Below are 26034 nucleotides of genomic sequence, written 5' to 3'. Positions count from 1 at the left end.
GTTTATCTTTCAGGATTAAATTTTGTGCTATTTGAGTGTTTATCTGTTCAAGGCGTAAGCAGTGAAGCTTAGTCATCTAAGTAAACGGGTTACAACACAGAACAGTGAACGCTCAAAAGCATCTAAGACAGCGTAAATTGGTCATTTCTACTGCGTTATCGCTTGCTTATTTGGAAACGAAGTAACGACAGTTTTGTATGTCGATAATACCAAACCGCACAAGCTCTGTCTTGTATAAAACGACCAATTTATCGCTGCAAAAAATAATCACGAAAGATAAACAGCCCCTAGTCCAATAATGAACATTTTCAGGAAGAAATTATGCAAATCGCAATGATTGCAGCTATGACGGTAAACCGAGTCATAGGAAAAGACAATAAAATGCCATGGCATTTACCCGAAGATCTTAAGCATTTCAAAGCCATGACGATGAACAAACCTATTGTGATGGGAAGAAAAACCTTTGAATCAATTGGTAGCCCTTTACCGGGTCGACACAATATTGTTATCAGTCGCCAACCTGATTATGCTCAAGAAGGCATCAGTGTCGTATCGAGTTTTGAGCAAGCTAAAGAGCTTGTAGGTACATGTGATGAATTAGTGGTTATCGGTGGCGGACAGCTCTATGAAGCTCTACTTCCACAAGCGGACAAGCTGTATCTAACCCAAATAAACATTGATGTTGCAGGAGATACCTATTTTCCATATTGGGATGACGGCAACTGGTTACAGATAAGTTGCACTAATAAAGTGAATGATAAAGGTATTGAATATAGATTTTTAACTTTAGTTAAAAAATGTTAAATTAAAGCGTTTTTTGTCACTTTATAACATTAATAACTAAACTCTCGCCCCTATGGAGTATCAGATGCGTAGTATTATCCTCGCTGGAGTGGTTCTGATTGCCACATCGTTCATCGTTCCAACCTCTCATGCTAACGAACAACTTTTAATCAGTGTTTGTAGCTATGTGAAAGATAATGATAAAAGTCGCTTACGTAAAAAACTAAAAGAAGGTCGCATTACCTTAAGAAATATCTATGCCGATCTAAAATGTAATAGCAACAACTTATTGCAAACCGCTTACTCAAGCAGTGCTGATGAAGTTGGTGAATACATCGTAAAGCGTGTTTCAAGTAAAGCGTTGACTCAAAGCAAAGTATGGGACTGGGCGAATGCAAATGGACATGCCGACAGCCCAATTACTGCGGCACTAAAGTCTAAACTCAAGCTATAAAATGCTCATGTACTTGAAGCCACTATTTTTAGTGGCTTCTTTATATTTCTGGTTACTTAAATAGTTTTTGCTCAAGCACGAAGCCAAATACACCTGAGCAGAGCAAGAATAAGCCAATAACTTTTATGTACAAATTTCTAATATCAGGTATCTGCTTTACACCACCATCGTCATCATTATTTAAATAATACAGCCTTCTTCCCCCTTCAGTTTCAGTAACAAAAGACTCCCCTTTATAGCTCGTTAGCAACAATGTATTTGGTGATTTTCTTTTGCCTATTTCTAGTTTTTTTGTTCTTGTATATTCTGCGGGCTTCTTTTGACAAAACTGCGCCAATCCCAATATATATCAACTGGTTCGCCTTCTAAAACTACTCCCCTCGATTTATATTCATATTTAACTTCTTTGAATAACTCTTTGCTGAATCCGGCATAAAATACACAGATACCCAAAATAATCAGTAGACTACTCAGGTACAAATAACGCCGTTGCTTTTCGAAATTATACTTAGCTTGGTTTTGATAGCAGTCATTTACAATGGGTATCTGTTTGAGACGTTGCTTCTCGCTGTTTGAATCTATAAGTGAAAGCATGGCTTCAAGCTTGATACCAAATGCCAACAGATGTAGTCGGGCAATAAAGATTCATCCTCGATTACTCTGTAGAGCTGATTAATACGTTGAAACTTGAGCTATAAAAGCTTAAGTTTCATACTGATTTGCTCTTAAAGGCATTTTGACTAGAAAAATGAAGTAATAAAGAATCATACCGAACGAAACACGTTATTGGACATTTCCGTGTTTCGGCTTCAATTAATAATCATCCGATAGCATTAGCAAAAAATGCCTCTAAAGTCAGATTATGAACATCAAATTGCTCAAAATCACGATAAGCCCTAAAAAAACAACTTAGGGCTTGCAACAGAAGTGCGCACAACGGCGGTTATGGTAAATAGGTTTTGAATTAAAACGCTTTGCTCATCGGTAATTTATGAGCGGAGCGAGTAAATTATCCGTGTGAAACAACTTGTTAGAATCACGACACAACCCAATGATAAGTAGTGAAATAATACAACTCCTGCTTCCCGTTGTATTCGAAGTATGCGGACTGCCACATATCTTTCTGAACTTCATGGCCCCATATATCCTTTTCTGTATAATATTTCACTCGATCGAGTAAATTACTATACACATATGATGATATGCCTATATTACCGTGTAACATATCACCTACCTTTACCGACTTATTTACAGCATTACCAATCCAAACTAAATCTCTATTATCGGCACCAGCAATACCTACCTTTGCGCAGAGTATTTTTCCATCATCAATTCCAATACCAAAATCGACAGTAGAATATTTTTCCATCTTTTTTTTAACTTCAGAATCAGAGGAAGAGAGCATCCATTTCATTTTCATGGCTGCTTCAACTGCGTTGCTCAATGTGACTTTTGAAGTCCCTTGAAAGAACACCAACATACCATCACCATTAAAACTTCGCACCTCTCCACCAAGGTTCTTAGCTATCGTAACTATTGTGTGAAAATATGCTTTATGTATCTTGGCTACGGTAGTCCGATTATGATTATTTAGAACAGCAGTGGATCCCCTCATGTCAATAAACAAGGTTGTCGCTTCAAATCGCAAACCTTTATTGCCAAAAGTTAACCGAGTATCGTCTATATTGGGGACATCTGTAATATCTGTGACGTCAAAACTATCATCGATAATTTGCTTGACCTTTGAAACAATCCCATCCTTCATTAAGATTTCCTTATTAAAAATATGACTAAAACTCCAATCGGAGTTATCAAAGCGGATAGAGTTAACCAAATTGCAATCTGAAAGTTTTTATACTTAGCATTAGCGATTACTGAGTTGACTATGATCTGACTGGAAATGTCTTTTTGATACCCCGTGTATTCACTATGTTTTAAACCAAGTTTAGTTTCCAAAGCATTTAAGAATGCTACAGGAGTATATTTTGATATGTCAGCAAAATATAGAAGATTATCATCATCTGCTTTCCCCTTGGGTTTAACCTCCCACGGCATATTTAATGATGGAATAATGGAAAGTAAACATACCACTAAAGATGCAACACAGAGCAATACTGAAATTAATAGGCAAATATTGAAGGAATAGCTTAGTTCAAAGGATTTTGAGACTCTTACCAACCCCCAAATTAATGCACCATTGCCTGCGATTAAAGTTGCAGATTTTGCTTCCGCATATTTCAGCCAATCATTAATATTTGAAAATATATCCTTAAGTTTTTCGTCCATCTAGGAGTAACCTTAGTGATTCTAACAGAACAATTAAGCGGAATTTTATCACTTATTATTTATCTATACATAGACATAGGGGTCTTACATAGTTAAACAACATACCTCCTAGGTGGAAGAACAAGTACCAAAAGTGTGTACTAGGCACTTATTGCTTTGGAAATTAAGTCTTATTTACCATAACGTGTCTTATTGCGCACTCCCAAAGCTGCACTCAGATAGAATCACCCACGAACGGTTTAAAATAGTCGATTACTTTAGTTAAAAAAGACTACGTATGAGAAGTTAATAATTAGTAGTTTTGACCAAAACTCTATTCGAGCTAATTTATCAATCTTAGTTAATTAAATTAGCAACTTACAAGTGGTAACTAACAAAGGTTGAAACACGTTTTGGGGCAATTGTGTGTTAGCAAGGATTGAAAATATCATCATTTCAAGCTGTTTAGTATGAATCTTTATTGCCCAGTATGATTCTTTATTACCTCATTACAACAGAATAGCTTGTAGCATTTCATTCGATGGGAGGGATTTGTCATTTTCTAGCTTTGATAAATACGACTGTTCTATGCCTATTTTCTCAGCGAGTTCTGGTTGGCTTAATGCTTTTTCAACTCTAATTTGTTTAATTATCTGACCAAGTGTCATTGCTTAATTCCTTTTGTTCAAGATTCAAAAATAGATCCCATCTCTTTGTTTCAATAACAAATTTTTATACCAATTACAGTAATTAATCTCTCACTCAGCAAGAGCTAAAGGGTTTCAGTGCAAGGCACAAGCTCGAAGTACTATATACCCTAACGGCCGCCATACAAAGCTGGCGTTCAACGCACTTCGTGATTTTGTCGGGATAATTCAAGTGCTTGTAACGCAGTAATGGAACCCTTTAGCCTTGCCCTTTGGGAGCTTGTCTGTGCTAACTTTGGTTTATAAAGAATACTTCTCAAAATTGTCTTGACGTAGCAATGTAATAACGACAATTTTGTTTATCGATAACAACTATGTCTTCATCAATTTCGATTGCACTTTGAGCACATACATAGCTCTGAGTTGAGCATTTAATTACTGTAATTGGTATTAGTTATTCATTGGAGAATATGAAGATGAATATTGATAGATATTACAGAATTTTCAGTGATATAAAAGAAAAGGCCTGCAATGACTGTATTCATAGCAGGCCCTCGATTGAATAAAGAAGCATTACACTTTAAATTCACCGACTGAAACTTGCAGCTCTTCTGCTAATTGAGCCACTTGATGGCTCGATACTGCGGTTTGATCGGCACCGACTGCTGTTTCTTGAGAAATCGCTGCTATGTATTCTAATTTTTCAGAAGCCTGATGGCTGACCAAGTTTTGCTCTTGCGCGGCATTGGCAATATGGCTACCAGAATCATAAGCCTTATGCACAGAATCACTAATAGCTTCAAGTGCTTGGTTGGCTTGCTCAGTCTTTTCCACACAACTGCTGGCTTGTGCACGCCCCACATCCATGACTTTAACCGCTTGTTCAGTCCCTTGTTGCAGTACTTCAATCATTTGTTGAATTTCACTGGTCGACTCTTGAGTACGTGATGCTAAGTTTCTGACTTCATCAGCTACTACAGCAAAACCACGACCCTGCTCGCCTGCTCGTGCTGCTTCAATAGCAGCGTTCAATGCTAATAGGTTAGTTTGCTCGGCAATGCCTCTAATAACATCCAAAATAGAACCAATGGACGCGCTATCAGAATGCACTTTATTGATCACTTGCCCCGCTTTAGTCACTTCGTCAGCTAAGGCTAAAATGGTTTGTTTATTATCTTCTGCTATTTCACGAATGTGTTTGGCTTCTTCATCGGCTTGCTTAATTTGTAGTAACGCTTGCTCAGCACTTTCAGAAACTTGTTGGGCGCTAGAGTTAAGCTCTGTTGTTGCGGTTGCCGCTAAATCGACTTGTTCTTTCTGTTGCTTAATACCAGCTGTCGTTTGCATGGTAATTGATGACGTTTCTTCCGCAGCCGCTGCAAGTTGTGTTGAGCGATCAAGTATTCCTGTTACCACCGAGCGAAGGCTATCAACCAACTTATTACAATTTACCGCTAGTGTAGCAAATTCATCATGTCCGGAATCATCAAGCTTATGAGTTAAGTCACCAGAGGCTAATACTTGCAACGCATGATTGACTTCATTTAATGATGTTCTCAATGGCACCACAACAGCCCAACTGACAACAACAGCGACAATGAATGCAATGGCTTCTACAATTTTTGTCGTGAAGCTTGCACTGTCTATGTCAGCGATCGCTTGCATATTGATGCCTTCACTAAACTCGTCAATTTGAGTATTGAGATTTTGCAAGGTTTTAGATAACGAACTAGCAAAGCTTTCCGTTGATTTAAAATGCTGCTTTGTAGTGAGTTCCGTATTAATTTGCTTATCTTTCAGTGAAGTAAGCGCGTTACTCCCAGCTAAGGCATTTATTACTTTTTCAAGCTCTGTCGTGATTTGTTTTAGTGTATCTTCAACTTCGCCCGAAACATTCTGTCTTTGAAGATAATCTTTCTTTTCACGAATATCACTCACACTAAAATTCAGTTCCTTAGAGACCACTTGGTAATGTTTTTTCTCTTTGCTCTTAACAAGATCTTGAATAGCCGTGATCATACTGATCAAACTTTGATCTATCGAAGCGGCAGTCGCTGCAATATCTCTTAGTTGAGCATCGTCACTGGTTTCAAAATCAATCAAATCCAGTAATAGAGAAGACGTATCATCAGTAAGCGTTTCTAATCTATCCGCTTGCTGAATAATACTTTCTTGTAATAAACGTGCTTGTTGATGTTGTTCTAACATCTGATTGCTGGCTCGTCTGAATTGTTCAAACTGTTGGCCTGCCTGATTCAAACTATGAGTGAATTGATCGTTTGAGCTCATTAGCTCGATTAACGCACGATGCTGGGATTCAAATGTTTGCGCTTGCAGCCTAAAGTCATTAATGACCTTAGGTAGCTTATTAGAATTCACCTCGTGATAAGCGACTAAGGATAATCGTTGTTGTTCACTTAATGTTTTAGACAATAAACTGGTCGACTTATAAGCAGGTAAGCTGACTTGTTGCATAACAAGTGCACTTTCTTTTGAGCTGCTGTTGCTCGTATGGGATAACACCCCAAGAACTATCAACATCAATGTAATAATACTAAAACCACCAATCACTCGACTGGCAACAGATATTTTCATAGGGTACTCCGACTCTGATAGTTCTTATTAGATACAACACAACGAGACCAATGACACCATTATCCGTAACGGAGTCGATTATGATTGAAGTAAAATAATTCACACTGGCAGGTATTCATTATGTGTGTAGCCGCACTGAACACAGTTAAATTTACTTTTATAATTTTTATTTTTTCAACGCTTATTGCGAATTTAAGCTTTTATCCTAGAAACATCAGTTGACTGCGTTCACAAGCGTAGAAAAAATGGCTGATAGTAAGACGTAGCTTGCAGCAAGTAGTTATTCTACTTGCAAAAGTTACAACGCAGATAGCAGTCATTTTAGCAAGCTTGTGAGCGTAGAGCACTTCACTCACTGGGTGAAAAACATGATAATAAAATCATCGTATTGCTCAAACAGTTACTCGTATACTCAGCGTTCAATTGATGTTTTTAGGTTTATATTTACACCGTTATTATCGGCATCATTTCACACTTACTTTAATTTTTTCTGGGTAATTTTTTCTGGGTAATTTTTTCATTCGTTTCAATGTGCCATAGCGTCATATTTCCTCCCCAAACACACCCTGTATCAAGGGCTTGTAAATTTTGCTGTGGTACATTTCCCATTAATGCGGCCCAATGACCAAATACTAAAGTATGGTTATTTCTCAGTTCACTAGATGCTTGGTACCAAGGTACGAGACTGTTATCAGTACAAAGCTCTGGAGGCTGCTTGCAAGAAAAGTTCAAGCTGCCGTCACGATGCAAATATCGCATTCTAGTGAGTCCATCAATACTGAATAACAATTTCTCAAAACTTGATCCGCACTGATGCCATTGAGCTGGCTTAGAGTGATACATTCTAGAAATGATTTGCTCGACATAATCGTTTGACTGCAAAGCCGCAGACACAGCTGACGATTGTGCTCTTAATGTATTCAAGTCCCATTGTGGAGGTATGCCTGCATGACTCATAAGCACATGATATTGAGGTAACTCTCTAACAAGGGGTTGTTGGCGCAACCAATCGGTAAGCATCGGTAAATCGTGAGCATCAAGTAACGACTGAAGCTGATCTTTCGGGTTTGGCTTTTTTATCCCTGCTGCTAAGGCAAGCAGATGGAGATCATGATTACCTAATACAACTTTGGCGCTCTCGCCCAATTGGTGAAAAAAACGCAAGGTTGCAAGTGAATCAGGGCCTCTAGCCACAAGATCGCCTACTGACCAGAGTTGATCTTTGGAAGGATTAAAATCGACTTTATTAAGTAAAGCGTTAAGCTCTAGAAAGCATCCTTGTACATCACCAACAAAATAGTGCGCCATCAATCAAAATCCCTATTTATTCTTGTGTACATCTTCAACCTAAATAAATTGGTTGAACGCACAATTTAACTTTAATCTATTGAAGTTAAATATAAAGTTAAACAACCCGAATTCACCCATCAGGTGAGTGCTGAACATTCATATACTTGCCAAAATCACCACTAGCTGCGTTATAAACTTTGCAAGTAGAAACGAAATAATACCAATTACAGTAATTAAATGCTCAACTCAGAGCTATGTATGTGCTCAAAGTGCAATCGAAATTGATGAAGGCATAGTTGTTACCGACATACACAGCTGTCGTTATTACATTGCTACGTCAAGACAATTTTGAGAAGTATTCTTTATCCTAAATAAATCGGTTGAACGCACAATTTAGCTTTAATCTATTGAAGTTAAATACAAAACTAAACAACCCTTATTCACCCATCAGGTGAGTGCTGAACATTCATATACTTGGCAAAACCACCGCTAGCTGCGTTATAAATTTTGCAAGTAGAACCACTACTTGCTGCTATTCATGCCTTGCTATCAGTAATTTTTTCTGCGTATATGAACGCTCCCAACCGATTTATTTAGGTTTATAAACCAAAGTGAGCACATACAAGCTCCCGAAGGGCAAGGCTAAAGGGTTCCATTACTGTGTTACAAGCACTTGAATTATCCCGACAAAAGCACGAAGTGCGTTGAACGCCAGCTTTGTATGGCGGCCGTTAGGGTATATAGTACTTCGAGTTTGTGACTTGCACTGAAACTCTTTAGCTCTTTACCTCTTGCTGAGTGAGAGATTAATTAATGTAATTGGTATAACGACAGTTTTGTATGTCGGTAACCACTACTTGCTGCTATTCATGCCTTGCTACCAGTAGTTTTTCTGCGCATATGAACGCTCTCAACCGATTTATTTAGGTTCAAGCATCACAGATATATGAACTAATGCAGTAGTCCTGGAACCGCTAGTCTAAATCTTGGAATTACAGCATGAAATGGTTCGCTATCATCAACCACCATGCCGTAGTAACCTTCCATAAAGCCTAGTGGACTATCGAGCATGGTACCGCTGGTATATTGATAAGCCGTGTCAGGATCAATGATAGGTGTCTCACCTACAACGCCTTCACCTTGCACTTCACTTTTTTGACCATTACCATCAGTGATAACCCAATGACGAGTCATCAACTTAACTGGCTTTTTACCAAGATTAACAATGGTTATTGTATAGCTGAACAAATACTTTTCTTCTTTTGGAGAAGACTGCTCTTCAATATATTGGGTTTTCACTTCCACTCGAATAGAAGTATTTACTTCGGTCATTATCAATCCTGAAATGCTTAATGTCTGACGATAAATTATCTACGACACAGTAAATTAGCCATATTGACATATTGTTCAACGCTAATTTGTTCTGGTCTTAACGTGGCATCAATGCCTAATTGTTTGAAGTCATCATCATTGATCAACGATTTTAAATTATTTCTCAACGTCTTACGACGCATGGAGAAAGCTTGAGCACAAAGTTTACGAAGCACTTCGGTGTCGTCACATGGCCAAGGTTTTATTTCATAAGGTATCAAACGAACGACGGCTGAGTCTACTTTTGGCGGTGGAGCAAAACTTTCTGGTGGTACTTCAATGACAGGTACTACTTGGCAATAATATTGTGCCATTACTGTCAAACGACCGTATGCTTTGGTCCCTGGACTCGCAGATAAACGCAACACGACTTCTTTTTGAAGCATGAAATGCATCGTTTCAATGGATTCTGCAAAGGTAAACAAATGGAACATCAGAGGCGTAGAAATATTGTACGGTAAGTTACCAAATACTTTTAATTTTTTCCCCGGCTTGATCAGCTGATTAAAATCAAATTGTAATGCATCGCCTTGATGGATTTCGAGCTTATCTTTAAGCACAGTATGATTGTGCAAACGCTCAACCAGATCTCTATCGAGCTCAACGACTGTCAGCTTTTCAATACCTTCAGCAACGGGTTCGGTTAATGCTCCCAGCCCTGGACCAATCTCGACCATAACGTGATCATTATCAGGCGAAATCGCTCCAACAATACTGTCAATAATATTAATGTCAGTTAAAAAGTTTTGACCGAAACGTTTTCTGGCCGTATGGCCTAAATGTACTTTACTACTCATGAATTTTTACTAATCTAATTTTTTTGAGCCAGTTCAATGGCTTTATTTAACGCACAGACAAAACTTCCTATGTCAGCCTGACCTGACCCCGCTAACTCAAGGGCTGTGCCATGATCAACGGAAGTCCTAATATATGGCAACCCTAAGGTGATATTTACCGATTTGCCGAATCCAAGAGACTTCAAAACGGGCAAACCTTGGTCATGATACATGGCTAAGACGATGTCTGCATCTTCCAAATATTTTGGTTGGAATAAGGTATCCGCGGGTAAAGGGCCTACGATATCCATATCAAACTCTGTTCTCATCGCGTCGAGGGTTGGAATAATAATATCAATTTCCTCCCGCCCTAAATGCCCATCCTCTCCAGCATGGGGATTTAAGCCACATACATAAAATCTTGGACGAGCAATCCCGAACTTATTAATTAAGTCCTTATTCAAAATCGATAGGATATTTCGCAGTCGTTCTGGCGTAATCGCTTTAGATACATAAGCTAACGGTATGTGAGTCGTTACTAACGCCACTTGTAATTCAGGTGAGGACAACATCATGACCACATCACGGCACTTGGCCTGATTCGCAAAAAACTCTGTGTGGCCACTAAATGGAATACCTGCTTGGTTGATGATGCCCTTATGCACAGGGCCAGTAACTACCGCATCAAACTCACCATTCATGTTGTGCTCGCCAGCATAGGTAAGTGTTTCAACAACATAGCCACTATTTTGCTCATCTAACTTCCCACTTTCGCATTCTACGGCTAAAGAAAAGGGAACAATCGTTAAACTGCCCGCTTCTTGTGGCTTAGGTTCGAGTGTCGGTTGATAGGGTTTTAATTTGAGTGGCAGCCCTAACTTTTTCGCTCGATTAGCAAGTAAATTAGGATCTGCACAAACCACTAGCTCAGCAGGCCAAGCCTGTTGAGCTAGCTGAATAACAAGATCCGGACCTATACCTGCTGGCTCCCCCGGAGTGATGGCGATACGTTTGATCGTCAAATAACTTAACCTCTATTGATTTAATACGTCGATAAATGCGTCAGCTCGCATTTCATCAAACCACTTCTGTAATTCTTCATTAAATTTACGACGGTAAATCAATTGGTGCGCTCGATTGGTATTATTTTTATCGGTTGCATCAACGGTTCTACGCTCTTCCAATTGTGCAATGTGCCAACCGTGACTGGTACGGAAGGGTTCACTGATTTGCTCGATATCTAGCTCGTTCAATGTCTTAGCAAAAGCAGGGACATAAACATTAGGTTGAGCCCATCCAAGTTCTCCGCCTTTTGTGGCCGAACCCGGATCTTCCGAATATTTACGCGCCAAATCTTCAAATTTTGCTTTACCTGAACGAATTTGCTCAAGCAACTGGCTTAGTAATTTTTGAGCGCGTTCATTAGATAAAATTGGTGAAGGTTTCAACAGAATATGACGAGCTCGAACTTCTTTAATTTCTTGGATTTGTTGACCACGTACGTCTATGACTTTAATGATATGAAACCCTGAGCCACTTTTTATTGGGCCTAAGATATCGTCTGTATGAGTACCATTAACAACTTCAGCAAATAATGTTGGCATCTCATTGATGTTCATGTAATTCCAAATACCACCTTCAAGGGCTTTAGGGCCAGAAGATGCAGCAATAGCGGTTCTTTTAAAGTCTGTACCGTCATTTAAACGCTTCAATACTGCTTTAGCACGTTTACTAGAAGCTTCCAGCTGTTCACCGCTTGGATTTGATGGTACTTCAATCAAAATGTGACCAATTTGATATTCAACGTTCTTGTTGCCTTGCTCTTGGATCAACTTAACTAAGTTATTAATCTCTTGGGGTGAAACTTGAATACGACGCTGAACTTGAATTCGTTGAATTTCTCCGATTGTCATGTCCTTACGCACTTGCTCACGATATTGTGAGAAACTGCCGTCACTGCCTTCAATTTGTTGCTTCATTTCCTCAATCGACAGATTTTGTTCTTTTGCAATATTTTCTATCGTCTGATCGAGTTGTAAATCACCAATGTGTAAACCAATTCTTGCCGCCATTTGCAATTGCAAATGCGTCAGGATCAATCGTTCTACAACCTGAGTTCTAAGAGCATTGTCAGAAGGGAGTTCCTGTTTATTCGTAACTGCGTTAGATTTAACAGAGGAGATCAAATCTTGGATTTCACTTTCTAAAATAATGCCGTCATCTACCTGTACAGCCACTTTGTCGAGCGGCTGTGGAATTGCTGTAACTTGTTGGCTTAAAACCAAAGTAAAAATCGCACAAATCAGTTGTTTACAGAGTCTCATCCAGAAAATCCTTGGCTGATAATAAGTTGTTATTCGATACAAACTGAGCATTACTCAGCATTAACACTGAGCACAAATGCAGTCCATGAGTTTCATTTGACTGTAAGAACTCGTTGAGGTTCAGCAATCTATCACATTAATTTCGTAAATAAAGCGGTTTTCGATAATTAAATATGCCATCGTTCAACATATCTGTTACACCTAATGAACCGGCGCTACCGAGTCCTTTAATTACAAAGTTCAAATATACACCACTTTCAAATTGCTCTCTCTCATCAGGAGTTGGCGTAAAATTATCGTCATAGTTCGCTTTTATACGATAACGATAGCTTAGTCTAACAGCCCAACAACATGACTCATATTGAAAGCCTGTATAAGCTTCTACGCTTCGCTTTTGCTTAAGATCGTAATACCAATTGCCGACATAATATAAGTTGTCTTTTATGGGCCATGCTACTCGAGTGCCGGCCTGAGCGATATCCACTTGGTTATTCGTATTGGTATTCAGCAAATCGGGCACAAATCGATAACTCAATTGAAATAACTTGTTATTTTCTGGTCGAAAATCAAGTGTAAACTCCGTCTTTTTAGATTCTCTGTTCTTGGTGTCATACTGTATTTCTGAGCCTAAATACCAATCGTTATAAATATGCGCATCCAATTCAGCAGCAAGGACAGATGAAGACGGTCGATTCACGATATTTTCAGAATTATTTAAATTCACACGGCTATCTCGCAAATAGAAAATTTGTCCAAAACTGAACTTCATTTGCTCTTTGTTGTGTTCATCAAATAAACGCGTGGTAAGACCAACTGTAAATTGATTGGCATCGGCAATACGATCTAAACCTGAAAAGCGACGATCTCTAAATAAGCCATAATAATCTTCTTGTAATAATGCACTATCATAAAGGCCTATTTTGGATTGATCTTGGTGTCCCACATAAAGGTACTGTGCCTGTGGCTCTAGTGTCTGACGATAGGATTGATTGAAAAGCTGGAGTTGTTTTTCAAAATTAATTTGTCCATGTATTCTTACCGATGGAATGGTGCGGCTCACACTATCATCTAGTGGTGATAATTGCGCCGCTTCAGCAACTCGAGAATCATCTTGCCAATAATTGGTTTGATACAATTTTAGCTCGGTAGTAAATGAGCCTGCAGGACCATAAATTGGCAAAATAACACTGGGTTCAAGGTGAAGACGAGTCGCTGAACTTTGTGCATTATCTTTATTTTCAAAATTACTGACTTCAGAGTACATCGAAAAATTGATGTTTTTAAACACATTAAGCGCTCGGTAGTTCCACCTCAATTGGGGCATCACTTGATAGGGTTTATCAGATATCCCTAATACTTTAATGTCTTGAACTTTTAACCCTAAATCCCAATTTTTTTCTAAATAATTAACTTCACCAACACGAATTAATTGATTGTCATGGGACTTTCTGATGTCCGAATCAAGGTCGGTGAAGTAGTTATTATCTGAAACATCTGTAAAGTTTGCCATAAACCGCCAGTTATCATCGACTTTACCTTGATGATCCCAGTGATATAAATAACGGTTTGGGCTACCATTCAATGAATCATCTGTTGGCAGGTATTCAACATTAAGTTGACCACTTTGTTCATTGTCTAATAAATAACGAAACTCGAGCTTATTGAACAAGCCACGATTAGACATGTAATGCGGTGTATAGGTTAAATCATATTGAGGATTTATATTCCAATAAATTGGGGTTGCGACTTCAACACCATTAATTGTGCTGGTACTAAACTTTGGAAACAGCAAACCTGATTTTCGTTTATCAGAAATAGGAATGCTCATATAAGGAATATATAACACAGGTACATCAGCAATTTTTAACTTCGCATTCCAAATTTCGCCCCATTCCTCTTCGCTGTTTATTTTAATGCGACCCGCTTGAAGCTTCCAAGATTCTTGTCCGGGTGGGCATGTTGTGAAACTACTGTTTGATAGTATCAAATCATTATTCGGCGTAATTTCAAGCTCACGGGCAGCGCCATGTACTTGCTGCCCTTTAATCCAATATTCTGCGCCCTTCATCACTGCATTATTGGCTTCGATCTCAGCATCAATGGAGTCAGCAGTAATGGTTAATCGTGGATCTTCAAGGGTAAGATTGCCTTTAGCGGATAGCTGTTGTGTTTCGCGGTTTAACGTAGCTTCTTCAGCATAGATTTGTCGCTCTCCATGACTAAAGGTTACCCCACCAGAAAAATGAGCCTCTTTACCCATTTTAGCTTCGGCATGATCAGCCTCAACATTAATGTCCCCACTTTCAATATCGGCGTTGGTGAGAACATTACGCCTTGGCGCAACCGGAGTAACAATGACACACTGCCCTGCGGCAGCCTGTGTAGGAGCAGAAGTCTGAGTGTTGCTTGTCGTAATATCTTGAGCAAACCCGAGCTGAGGTGACAAACTCAAAGCCAGAAAGTAGCGAATTTTCATTAATTATTCATTAAATACCTGAACGTAATTTATCTCATATTTTTGGTACATAGCTTTCATTTAGTGTCGTGAAATGACCATACCGCAAAACGGCAACTATTCCAAAAAAGTGGCAGAAAACTTATGTTCAGGTATTTAATAAGTTTCCATCAGAAGAAATTAGAACCAGCTTTATGATTTCTTTAGCTGTTTCCACAAAATTAATCGCTATAATAAATCAATTTTCCTATAAGAGCCAAGATATGCCTTTGTCAGATCCGAGATTTATTTGTTTAACCCAATGGCTTGAAAAATATTTTGGCGAGCCAGTATCCATTTCACTTGTTTCGGGTGATGCCAGTTTTCGTCGTTACTTCCGAGTCATACGACCAAACTCTAACTATATTGCCGTTGATTCACCCGTCGATCTCGTGCCAATAGATCCGTTCATCGAGATGGCAAATGCTTATACCCTAGCGGGATTAAAAGTTCCAAAAGTAATCGCTACTGATAAAACTCAAGGCTTTATGCTGTTATCCGACCTTGGCGATATTCAACTACTGAACCAACTAACCGAAAATACTGTACATCACTATTATTCAGAAGCATTAAATTTGCTTCCAAAAGTGACGAGAGTCAATGGCACTACTCAGCATGCTCTACCTCAGTTCGACCAAGCATTTATCTTAAAAGAGCTGAATATTTTCAACGAGTGGCTACTCGAGTTTCATTTAAATCTAAAAATAGACTCAGAAACTCAAACCATGCTTGACACTTGCTTTGAAGACTTAACAAACAATGCCTTGCAACAACCTCAGTATGCTATGCATCGAGATTATCATAGTCGAAATATCATGTTGCAAGATAATCAGCTACATTTAATCGATTTTCAAGACACAGTCATTGGCCCTGTAACATACGATGCCGTATCGCTTTTACGTGATTGCTATATTATTTGGCCAGAAGAGTGTATTCAGCAACTTATGCAACATCATTATCAGCTCTGCAAAGCGCACAAACTCATTAATGAAAGCATCAGTTTTGCTCAATACCAACACTGGTTTGATTTAATGGGAATGCAACGTCATATTAAAATTGCCGGTATTTTTGCCAGACTCTATCATCGTGATAATAAAAGTGGCTATCTAAAAGATATTCCTCAAGCACTTAAATATCTTATCCAAGTTTCAGCTAAATACTCAGAATTCGCATCACTAAAGCACTGGATTGAATGTGAGATATTACCTCGCGTTGAGGATAAATTATGAAAGCTATGATCCTTGCCGCAGGTCGCGGCGCTCGCTTAGCCCCTCTGACAGACACCAAACCTAAACCTTTGGTTGAAGTAAACGGCAAACCTTTAATCGTTTATCACATAGAGCGTTTAGCGTCAGCAGGTTTCAAACAAATCGTCATTAATACGGCATGGTTGGGTGAAATGTTGCCGAAAGCATTAGGTGATGGCCGCCAGTGGAACATTGAACTCATTTACAGCAATGAAATTGAGGCCCTAGAAACCGGAGGAGGCATAAAAAATGCTTTACCATTACTGGGCCATGCGCCATTTTTTGTTATCAATGGCGATGTTTACATTGATGCCTTACCCACATCGCTTCAGGACATTAAGCTAAATAAAAATCGATTAGCGCATTTATGGTTGGTGAAAAACCCAAATCACAACCTAAATGGTGATTTTTCGTTAATAGACAATAAAATCAGCAATATTGGCGAAAACAAATATACATTTGCAGGCATTGGCCTATATCATCCCGATCTATTTACCAATGCACCTGATGGCGCCTTCCCATTACCGCAGATATTGCGCCCTGCCATCGACAATAACAAAATCAATGGTGAGCTGCTATCAGGCAATTGGTGTGATGTGGGTACATTGCAACGTTTGAATGAATTAAACCAATCAATGAACAAACAATAGACATAAATTAAAAGGTAGAAAAATGAAGATTTGGGGCAAGGTCTTTGGTGTAATTATCGGCTTTATGTTTGGTCGATTTTTTGGTGCCTTACTTGGACTCTGGTTAGGTCACGCTTACGATCGTCGTCAAGGAATGGTCGGCTTATTAAAAACAGCAGCACAACGCCAAGCTCAGTTCTTTAACAGCACTTTTGCAGTGATGGGTCACGTCGCTAAAGCATCTGGTCAAGTGACTGAAACTGATATCCGCATTGCTACAATGTTAATGCAGCAAATGCGCTTACAAGGTGATGCTAAACGTGATGCTCAAAATGCATTTCGTGAAGGAAAACAGGCTGATTTTGATTTAGAAGCTTGCTTACAAAGCTTTAGACAAATCGCTGGCCGACGCACTGAACTGCTCAAGATGTTCTTAGAAATTCAAATCCAAACGGCATTAGCGGACGGCGAACTTCACCCCAAAGAGCTGCAAGTTTTATCCTCTATAGCCAAGCAGCTTGGTTTTAGTCAGCAGCAACTCGAAAGCATGTTAGAACGCTGGAAAGCAGAATTTAAATTCCAGCAGTCAGCCTCGGGCAGCAATACCACTTCTGAGGCCGACGCTTACCAACTGCTTGGGCTTACGGGATCATCATCAGATAAAGACATCAAACGCGCCTATCGTAAACTGATGAATGAGCATCACCCCGATAAATTAGTAGCAAAGGGGTTACCTAACGAGATGATGGAGCTAGCCAAACGCAAAGCCCAAGATATCCAAGCCGCTTACGACAAAATTAAACATACCCGTGGGTTTAAATAATGAACATAACTGTACTTGACTATCACACTTTAAACTCAGGTGACATTGACGACTCCGAGCTATTAAATTTGGCCAATGTAACCTGTTATCCAAGAACGGCTGAAAAAGATATTGTGGATAGAGCCTTTGAAAGTGAAATTATTCTCACCAATAAAACGCCGCTTTCAGCCACAACTCTTGCTAATTTACCCAATTTAAAATTGATCAGCGTATTAGCTACTGGCACCAATGTTGTTGATATTGCTGCAGCTAATAAGCTGGGTATCACAGTGTGTAACGTTCCGGCTTATAGCACTGAGTCTGTCGCTCAAATGGTGTTTGCACATATATTAAACCACTACCAGCGAGTCGCTCAGCATCACCGAGCCGTAGCTAAAGGTGATTGGCAAAACTGCAATGATTTTTGCTTTCGTCATGGTTCTCTACAATCATTAAAAAATAAGACTATTGGGATTATCGGTTTTGGTGAAACCGGTAAACAAGCGGCTCAAATCGCCGCAGCGTTTGGCATGAAGGTCATAGTACACTCACGAACTCAGCCTGAAGTTTTGCCACCTAATACCACATTGAGTGATTTATCTTCGTTATTTCAACAATCTGATATTGTATCTTTACATTGTCCGTTAACTCCTCATACAGAGCAGTTAGTTAACCATAAAACACTCTCGCTAATGAAAACAGATGCCCTGCTCATCAATTGCGCCAGAGGTGGCTTAATCAATGAACAAGATTTAGCCGACAAGCTCAAAACTGGAACATTATTCGCTGGTGTTGACGTGTTATCGACAGAGCCACCAGCGACAGATAATCCATTACTATCAGCACCAAATATCAGCATTACCCCTCATATTGCTTGGGCAACATTAGAAGCAAGACAAGCTTTGATAAAAGTGACAGTTGCTAATATTAAAAGTTATTTGGCAGGTGAGTTGCAGAACCTTGTGCATGCTTAGGAAAGTTGCGGAAGAAAGTATATCGATGAGTTATCGTCACTCCAGCGCAGGCTGGAAACGAAGTAATACCAATTACAGTAATTAAATTCCCAGCTCAGAGCTATGTAGGTGTTCAAAGTACAAGTGAAATTGGTGAAGACATAGTTAGTTCCTTTGCTTTTTTCTATAAAAGTCACTGGATACTAGCCTACGCTGGTATGACAAAGATTGGTACTTTCTAAATCGCTAGATTCTTTAGGTCTCTTCCTGTTCCTCTTGTCAGATACAGATAAGAGGAACTTTATTTACCACTTTACGCTGGCTAGGTAGCGTAAAGAATGAAGCAAGCTTATGGGTAAAATCGATCTTCACCTACAAATCAACATGTTACACTTACACCAATAAAGTTCTAAGCGAGTAGAGAATACCATCTTCACTCGCTTACAGTTTATTTTTTCGCAAAAAACACACCTATTTTATCTTTCCTGGACACCAACTCAATACCTTTCCATGTGAGTATGAGAGTAATTACAACCTCGCGCTTATATTTGCATGCCAGTTTTAGCGGTGACATTCCAAATTCCTTACTAAACAATCGAATAGAATCTATCGGATGTATGGATAAATAGTCCAGCAGTACCTTCACCACCTTCTCTTCCCCAAGACAGCAGGCCCCATGCAATGGGGTATCTTTATATGTTGAATGCTTACTGGTCAGCCCAATATCAGCCTCAGGGTACTGACCCTTATAATCCAGTAGTACCTTCACCACGCCATCATGACCGGCGATACAAGCCTCATACAGTGGCGTATTCTTAGATTTTGGATGCTCCTTGGTTAGCCCGATATCCTCCTTAGAGTACTGCACCTTATAATCCAGCAGTACCTTCACCACACCATCATGACCGGTGATACAAGCTACATGCAATGGCGTATTGGGGTAAAGGGCGTGCATTTTTGCTAGCCCAATATCGGCTTTAGGGTACTGCCCCTTATAATCCAGCAATGACTTCACCACTTTCTCTTTACCAAGAATGCAGGCCGCATGCAGTGGCGTATTTTTGTATATTGAATGCTCTTTGGTTAGCCCGATATCAGCTTTAGGATCTTGCCCCTTATAATCCAGCAGTACCTTCACCACACCATCATGACCGGCGATACAAGCCGCATGCAATGGCGTATTCTTAGATTCTGAATGCTCTTTGGTTAGCCCGATATCGACATTATGGTGCTGCCCCTTATAATCCAGTAGTACCTTCACCACACCATCATGACCGGCGATACAAGCCTCATGCAGTGGCGTATTTTTATATGTTGAATGCTCCCATGTTAGCCCAATATCAGCCTCAGGGTACTGCCCCTTATGGTCCAGCAATAACTTAACCACCTCCTCTTTACCAAGGCGGCAAGCTGCATGCAGTGGCATAGTCTTATGTGTTAAACGCTCCCTGAATAGCCCGATATCAGCCTCAGGGTGCTGCCCCTTATAATCCAGTAGTACCTTCACCACACCATCATGACCAGCGATACAAGCCGCGTGCAGTGGCGTATTTTTATATATTAAATGCTCCTTGGTCAGTCCGATATTAGCATCAGGGTGCTGCCCCTTATAATCCAGTAGTACCTTCACTACACCATAATGACCAGCGATACAAGCCTCATACAGTGGCGTATTTTTATATGTTGAATGCTCCCGAGTTAGCCCAATATCAGCCTCAGGGTACTGCCCCTTATGGTCCAGCAATAACTTAACCACCCCCTCTTTACCAAGACGGCAAGCAGTATGCAGTGGCGTGGTCTTATATGTTAAACGCTCCCTGAGCAGCCCGATATCAGCCTCAGGGTGCTGCCCCTTATAATCGAGTAGTACCTTCACCACACCATCATGGCCAGCGATACAAGCCGCATGCAGTGGCGTATTTTTATGTGTTAAATGCTCTCTGCTCAGTCCGATATCAGCCTCAGAGTATTGCCCTTTATAATCCAGCAGTACCTTCACTACACCATCATGACCAGCGATACAAGCCTCATACAGTGGCGTATTTTGATGTGTTGAATGCCCCTTGGTTAGCCCGATATCGGCCTTAGAGTTATGCCCCTTATAATCAAGCAGTACCTTTACCACCTTCTCTTTACTAATACTGCAGGCCGCATGCAGTGGTGTAGTATTAAATGTTGAATGCTCCCTGAGCAGCCCAATATCGGCATTAGGGTGCTGCCCCTTATAATCCAGCAGTACCTTCACCACGCCATCATGACCATCTATACAAGCCTCATGCAGTGGCGTATTCTTAGTTTCTGAATGCTCCCTGAGCAGCCCAATATCGGCATTAGGGTGCTGCCCTTTATAATCCAGCAGTACCTTCACCACGCCATCATGACCATCTATACAAGCCTCATGCAGTGGCGTATTCTTATGTGTTGAATGTTCTCTGGATAGCCCGATATCAGCCTCAGGGTGCTGCCCCTTATAATCCAGTAGTACCTTCACCACACCATCATGACCAGCGACACAAGCCTCAAACAGTGGTGAATTATTACTTGTTGAATGCTCCCTGGTTAGCCCAATACCGGCATTAGGGGGCTGCCCCTTATAATCCAGCAATACCTTCACCACCTTCTCTTTACCAAGACCGCAGGCCACATGCAATGGCGTATACCCGTTTTTGTTAGCGCTATGAACCTCAATATCCGGAGTCTTCAATAATGCTTCCACCACATCTGCCCGCCCAAAGTACGCTGCGATATGCAACAGTTGATTATCATTTCTAATGATAGGTAAAGAGTAATGTATTACTTCATTGAAATTAACCTGATGACTCAATAAATCAATTAATTTTGGCCAGTCTCTTGAATTTACCCAAGCTCGCCAATTAAGTGAACTTAAAGGTACCTCATCAGCTCCTGAGTTATGAAGCGCTTGTATTATAGAAAAACTGACGCCGCCTGAGATGCATTGCTGCAATAAGTCTTGTTTACGGTTTAACGGTAAGGTTTGCCAAACCTCTCTGTTATTCAGGTATTTTTCTACTACCTCATCGTATTTTGCATTAAATTCAGTTAATCGCTCAACAATTTGCTTACTCCAAACAGTGACAAACTCCGACTTAACTTTTAACTGTTCAAGGTGCCTACATAGCGTATCACTGTAGAGAGTTCGCCATGTATGTGACAATAAACACATCATCAACGGACGTTTATCAAACACGGGGAGACAGTAAACAACCAGTGCTGCCAGCGCACAGAAATCACCACAATAAAGTTTTTCACACCAGTGGCTGATATTGTCAGTGTAATCCGTTAGCTCAGGCTTTTCCGGTGTAAATACACTTTTTATAAAACGTGTTAGCTGCTGGTTTGTCTGAATACGCTTTAAAAGCTCATTACTGATACTCTCTCTTGTCTGGCTGCCATCATAAAAATGGTTAGGAGCCAGTTTTAATAACGCAGTCCAAGCGTTTTCCTTTAACCGATCAACTATGCCATCTATTTCCATTAGCAGATCATCATCCTCTGACTGAATGTATTGCTCTTTCAGAAATAATACCTGCTGCGATAATTCCAAATAATCGTCAATACTGCTCAATAAATGGCGGTGATAATCTTCTGGAGCAGTGAGAAGTAAATCATAAATATCTGACGCACACAGATCGTGCAGCGGTAACTTAAAATGAGTGTCTTTCTGAGAGTCGATCCCCGTAAGCACCCAAGGCACCGCCGCCGCTAAATGTACACGATTGGCAGACTTAACCTTTGAAGTTAACTTCAGTAATGCGTCATTCATTTGATCCCGACACAATAAATTAAAAATCGTTGTCGATGGTCTATCACACAAATCCAAACGAATTCGAAGACCGTCTATGCACCGCCATTCACCTTCGCTTTCAACCGCCATAGGAAAGGCACCGAGATGAAGCAGTTGCTGTGACTCAGGCCAGAGTTTCATTTCGTCCAGTCTGTTTGAAAATTCAACAAGAAAAAGTAAGGCGTCATCCGGTAATTGTTGAGCGAAATTGATTTGACCAATAATATGCGTCTTTAATTTTTCGAGTCGCGCAAAATAATCCTCCCTGCCTTTGGTGTCCCGAGCTAGAATGGCCTTTCCTTGTTGCTCAGCCCGCATTATCACGCCTGTTAATTTTTCATCAAAATTTGCTCCTGGTAACTTCGCTACATCATCAGTTAACTCTAGTTCAGCGTGGTTTTTCGTTACTTCTTCATCACGAATAAATTTGAGGAATGCATCATATTGCCCAAGCAGGCTGACCCTAAACAACTGACCGTCAATATCAACGGTGTTTGATTCAAGGTTTGCCTGCTGAGGCTGAAAGTCTAACTGTGCAGCGATTGAAGTATTTGAGCTGACGGCGCCTAGGGGATTGCACATTCACATTCCGATTCTTTGTCTTCGATGAGTTGATAAATTGTAAGCGGTCAATATGAAGCGTCATTCAAAATTTAGTTTAATGGTAATAACTATCTCTTATATCTAACTGCTAACCAATATACCCCTCTATGCAAGCAGAATACGTTAACTGCCAAGATTTTCATTCTTTCTGAAACCCGAGTTTAATGGTTAACAGCCTCATTAAGTCCGCACCACAAAACTCTGAACACGGTGACGTAATGAGATACATTCAACAACAAAGCTATGAATTATTGAGGCTCTTAGGAAGACAGTATTTGTTCACTGTCATCTATCCGACACAAAGATCACAGAATTCAAAGTTTTATATTAAATCTAATGGATCGGTTGGGTTTATAAAGAATACTTCTCAAAACTGTCTTGACGTAGCAATGTAATAACGACAGCTTTATATGTCGGTAACAGCTATGTTTTCATCAATTTCGATTGCACTTTGAGCACATACATAGCTCTGGGTTGAGCATTTAATTACTGTAATTGGTATTACTTCAAGTCGCGCCTTGCTATCGAAAATTTTCTTTGCATTTAAGAGCGCCACCAACTGATTTTTCTAAGTTAAAGGTAATTTTAATATAAAATGACATGGGTGATACATGGGCGTCGAACCAAGCTCTGGGATACAGGTCGTTCTCGCACATCCATGTGCTTCAGGACATTCGAGTGTGAGCGGAAAGCCCACGGCTTTCGAAATTTCAAAAAATTATCAAAAAACAAGTTCCAGCGCTTTCGCAATTATCGATTCAGCAAAACTCGATTCAATTTCCATAATACTTGGAAATTGAGAAAATCCATTCGTACCAGCAAGCTGTTGCGTCGCTCTATTTACTAAATTTACAATACAAACTTCAACCGCTTGATTCCACCTCGTTTCAAACTCTGTAGCAGCATCCATGATTTTGCATCCAAGCAGTAAACGATAATGGCTAAATAAAAAATCAAAATAACGATTTTTTTGATCGTGAAATGTAGGTTGAGGTAGCCGTGTCACAGCTAAATTTCCAACCTTAAAAACAAACTTAATTTCTCGCTTTATATCGAGTATCAATGTGGCTTTACTTTCTATACTTTCATTCAGTTCGATCGATAAGTCATTACTTTTCTGACAATCTTGCTTAAACTGTAATCGACAGACGAATTGCCTATTGGCATTCATCGAAATATTCAAATTCAAATGAGGTCGATGTTTCATTTTGCATTGATATTTAAGCCAGTTAAATATTCCTATTCGTTGGTGTACTTCAGCGAGTTCATTACAAATCTGCCAATGGGTGTTTTCAAATAAGTATAAATACTCTGAGGCTTGTTTCTGTTGTTTTTTATAAAATATATCAGTGAGATGAGGGGATTGATGATGCGGTACAAAAGCAGACTGGCTAGTACCTTTAATACTCAATTGATTTTCTCTTAATTTTTTATGTTCACCTTTCAATGAAAATCGGACTTCATCGCCCAAAATTACCGCCATCGACATTACTCCTCACACTTCATCATTCAGTTACTTATCATTATTTGACTATTATTAGTCAGTTTATTCCTCCATGATTCCTTTACCCTAAATAAACCGGTTGAACGCACAATTTAACTTTAATCTATTGAAGTTAAATACAAAATCAAACAATCCGAATTCACCCATCAGATGAGTGCTGAACATTCATATACTTGCCAAAATCGCCGCTAGCTGCGTTATAAATTTTGCAAGTAGAAACGAAGTAACGACAGTTTTGTATGTCGGTAACCACTACTTGCTGCTATTCATGCCTTGCTATCTGTAATTTTTTCTGCGTTTATGAACGCTCCCAACCGATTTATTTAAGTTTACCCTTTACTGACAATTTTTATTACCATTCATTATGGTTCAGAGTGAGATAATTAGTAGCTAAGGTGAGGTTAAATATGATTCATGTAAACCAACACAAATCTATCATATTTGTGCTATGCGAAGATGATAAACCAAGTTGACACCTCACACATAAATCAATTAAAATCATACACATAAAAGCGATGATCATGAATTACTTTATCAGAATTTCATTTTCTGTTGATATGTCCTTCAGCTGAAACTGCTTAACAGCTTGTTCGATCATAAGTGAAATATCAGTGTGATACTCCACAGTTTTTTGGTTGAGGAATTGCAGCGCTAATTGCAGACTTTCATGAGGATGTTTTGCATCAACAGCCGTTGCTGAGTTTTGTTTTGAAAGTTTAAAACCAGGTTTAGTGCAAGCTAAAGGTAAGTGAATCCAATTGGGTGCCGATAATTCAAATATCTGGTAAAGGCTAAGTTGTCTACAGGTCACTTCAAGCAAGTCACTTCCACGTACCACTTCAGTAATACCCTGATAGGCATCATCGAGGACAACAGCCAGTTGGTAGGCTTGTAATCCATCACTGCGTTTTATGATAAAGTCCTCTTTGGCAAAATGAGCATCGGTATTAACTTGCCCTTTTAACATGTCATTGAACTGGGAGACTCCTGCAGAGTTGCGAACTCGAATCGCACCTTGTGCTGACCTTGTCTCAAAACATCGGCCATCATATACGCCTCCCATAGCTTTTATCTGCTTACGTGTGCATTGGCAGTAATAGGCTTGGTTATTTAGCCGAAGTTGTTCGAGTTGAGCTTCATAAGCATCAATTCGCTGGCTTTGATAGAGGGCGGTTTCATCCCAATACAGTCCAAAGGCTTCAAGCGTTCGCATAATATCATCGGCAGCACCAGCCACTTCTCTTGGAGGATCTATGTCTTCGATTCTCAGTAACCACTTTCCGTTTACCGATCGTGCGCGCAGATAACTACCAAGCGCAGCCACAAGTGAACCAAAGTGTAAGGAACCTGAAGGAGATGGAGCAAAACGGCCAAGATATTGTGATGGCATAACGGGCGGTGTAATCAAGGTGAGTTGATTTAACCTTTTATGATTAGATATCAGTATGTAAAGTAAAACGAGTAGATCAAGAACGGGAAGTCAATGCCTTCC

General features: G+C 39.8%; 20 protein-coding genes. 6 read left to right on the top strand and 14 right to left on the bottom strand.

What is annotated here, in order from left to right:
* The first annotated feature begins 321 nt into the window (after positions 1–321).
* Together folA and E2I05_RS03230 are read left to right on the top strand one after the other, a co-directional pair.
* A complete protein-coding gene (gene folA, locus E2I05_RS03235; protein ID WP_121852562.1) occupies positions 322–804 on the top strand; it encodes a type 3 dihydrofolate reductase in 483 nt (160 codons plus the stop codon).
* 64 nt (positions 805–868) lie between these two features.
* Positions 869–1237, top strand: coding sequence for a DUF3718 domain-containing protein (locus E2I05_RS03230; RefSeq protein WP_121852561.1), 369 nt, complete (start codon positions 869–871; stop codon positions 1235–1237).
* 282 nt (positions 1238–1519) lie between these two features.
* Here E2I05_RS03230 and E2I05_RS03225 read toward each other — a convergent pair whose 3' ends face one another.
* The 11 genes from E2I05_RS03225 to lptD all read right to left on the bottom strand — a co-directional run bounded on the left by E2I05_RS03225 (position 1520) and on the right by lptD (position 14981).
* The gene (locus E2I05_RS03225; protein WP_133372173.1) at positions 1520–1831 is read right to left on the bottom strand and encodes a hypothetical protein; all 312 of its coding nucleotides are present in this window, start codon (positions 1829–1831) and stop codon (positions 1520–1522) included.
* A 442-nt stretch (positions 1832–2273) separates the two neighbouring features.
* Positions 2274–3002 (bottom strand): adenylate/guanylate cyclase domain-containing protein, encoded by a 729-nt coding sequence (locus tag E2I05_RS03220; RefSeq protein ID WP_207805258.1) that lies wholly within the window; start codon positions 3000–3002, stop codon positions 2274–2276.
* A complete protein-coding gene (locus tag E2I05_RS03215; protein WP_121852558.1) occupies positions 3002–3523 on the bottom strand; it encodes a Pycsar system effector family protein in 522 nt (173 codons plus the stop codon). Before E2I05_RS03215 ends, E2I05_RS03220 begins: the two co-directional genes overlap by 1 nt.
* Positions 3524–4011: 488 nt before the next feature.
* The gene (locus tag E2I05_RS03210) at positions 4012–4170 is read right to left on the bottom strand and encodes a helix-turn-helix domain-containing protein (protein WP_121852557.1); all 159 of its coding nucleotides are present in this window, start codon (positions 4168–4170) and stop codon (positions 4012–4014) included.
* 552 nt (positions 4171–4722) lie between these two features.
* Positions 4723–6744 carry a methyl-accepting chemotaxis protein gene (locus tag E2I05_RS03205; protein ID WP_121852556.1) on the bottom strand — a complete coding sequence of 674 codons (2022 nt, stop codon included), beginning with the start codon at positions 6742–6744 and terminating at the stop codon, positions 4723–4725.
* 480 nt (positions 6745–7224) lie between these two features.
* Positions 7225–8052, bottom strand: coding sequence for a symmetrical bis(5'-nucleosyl)-tetraphosphatase (locus E2I05_RS03200; protein WP_121852555.1), 828 nt, complete (start codon positions 8050–8052; stop codon positions 7225–7227).
* 933 nt (positions 8053–8985) lie between these two features.
* Complete coding sequence (gene apaG / locus E2I05_RS03195) at positions 8986–9366, bottom strand: Co2+/Mg2+ efflux protein ApaG (protein ID WP_121852554.1); 381 nt, start codon at positions 9364–9366, stop codon at positions 8986–8988.
* Between the two features lie 35 nt (positions 9367–9401).
* A complete protein-coding gene (gene rsmA, locus E2I05_RS03190; RefSeq protein ID WP_121852553.1) occupies positions 9402–10202 on the bottom strand; it encodes a 16S rRNA (adenine(1518)-N(6)/adenine(1519)-N(6))-dimethyltransferase RsmA in 801 nt (266 codons plus the stop codon).
* Between the two features lie 14 nt (positions 10203–10216).
* On the bottom strand, positions 10217–11203 hold the full coding sequence (gene pdxA / locus E2I05_RS03185; protein WP_121852552.1) for a 4-hydroxythreonine-4-phosphate dehydrogenase PdxA: 987 nt from the start codon (positions 11201–11203) through the stop codon (positions 10217–10219).
* 12 nt (positions 11204–11215) lie between these two features.
* Entirely contained in the window at positions 11216–12505 is a 1290-nt protein-coding gene (gene surA, locus E2I05_RS03180) for a peptidylprolyl isomerase SurA (RefSeq protein WP_121852551.1), read from the bottom strand.
* A gap of 136 nt (positions 12506–12641) precedes the next feature.
* The gene (gene lptD / locus E2I05_RS03175; RefSeq protein WP_121852550.1) at positions 12642–14981 is read right to left on the bottom strand and encodes an LPS assembly protein LptD; all 2340 of its coding nucleotides are present in this window, start codon (positions 14979–14981) and stop codon (positions 12642–12644) included.
* A 242-nt stretch (positions 14982–15223) separates the two neighbouring features.
* Between lptD and E2I05_RS03170 the strand changes: the two genes are divergently transcribed.
* Genes E2I05_RS03170 through E2I05_RS03155 form a run of 4 tightly spaced genes read left to right on the top strand, consistent with a single transcriptional unit; the run spans position 15224 to position 18651 of the window.
* Positions 15224–16228 carry an aminoglycoside phosphotransferase family protein gene (locus tag E2I05_RS03170; RefSeq protein ID WP_121852584.1) on the top strand — a complete coding sequence of 335 codons (1005 nt, stop codon included), beginning with the start codon at positions 15224–15226 and terminating at the stop codon, positions 16226–16228.
* A complete protein-coding gene (gene murU / locus E2I05_RS03165; protein WP_121852549.1) occupies positions 16225–16896 on the top strand; it encodes an N-acetylmuramate alpha-1-phosphate uridylyltransferase MurU in 672 nt (223 codons plus the stop codon). The genes E2I05_RS03170 and murU overlap by 4 nt, the downstream gene beginning before the upstream one ends.
* A 22-nt stretch (positions 16897–16918) precedes the next feature.
* The gene (gene djlA, locus E2I05_RS03160) at positions 16919–17698 is read left to right on the top strand and encodes a co-chaperone DjlA (protein ID WP_121852548.1); all 780 of its coding nucleotides are present in this window, start codon (positions 16919–16921) and stop codon (positions 17696–17698) included.
* Positions 17698–18651 carry a D-2-hydroxyacid dehydrogenase gene (locus E2I05_RS03155; RefSeq protein WP_121852547.1) on the top strand — a complete coding sequence of 318 codons (954 nt, stop codon included), beginning with the start codon at positions 17698–17700 and terminating at the stop codon, positions 18649–18651. The genes djlA and E2I05_RS03155 overlap by 1 nt, the downstream gene beginning before the upstream one ends.
* Positions 18652–19078: 427 nt before the next feature.
* Here E2I05_RS03155 and E2I05_RS03150 read toward each other — a convergent pair whose 3' ends face one another.
* The 3 genes from E2I05_RS03150 to gluQRS all read right to left on the bottom strand — a co-directional run bounded on the left by E2I05_RS03150 (position 19079) and on the right by gluQRS (position 25932).
* On the bottom strand, positions 19079–23017 hold the full coding sequence (locus E2I05_RS03150) for an ankyrin repeat domain-containing protein (protein ID WP_133309466.1): 3939 nt from the start codon (positions 23015–23017) through the stop codon (positions 19079–19081).
* Between the two features lie 742 nt (positions 23018–23759).
* Positions 23760–24521: a hypothetical protein gene (locus E2I05_RS03145; RefSeq protein WP_121853948.1), complete on the bottom strand. Its 762-nt coding sequence runs from the start codon at positions 24519–24521 to the stop codon at positions 23760–23762.
* A 547-nt stretch (positions 24522–25068) separates the two neighbouring features.
* The gene (gene gluQRS / locus E2I05_RS03140; protein ID WP_121853949.1) at positions 25069–25932 is read right to left on the bottom strand and encodes a tRNA glutamyl-Q(34) synthetase GluQRS; all 864 of its coding nucleotides are present in this window, start codon (positions 25930–25932) and stop codon (positions 25069–25071) included.
* Between the last annotated feature and the right edge of the window lie 102 nt (positions 25933–26034).

This window comes from Parashewanella spongiae, from assembly GCF_004358345.1.
GTDB classification, from domain to species: domain Bacteria; phylum Pseudomonadota; class Gammaproteobacteria; order Enterobacterales; family Shewanellaceae; genus Parashewanella; species Parashewanella spongiae.
The sequence above is the reverse complement of the archived record's forward strand: the minus strand, read 5'-3'. Positions and strand labels throughout refer to the sequence as shown.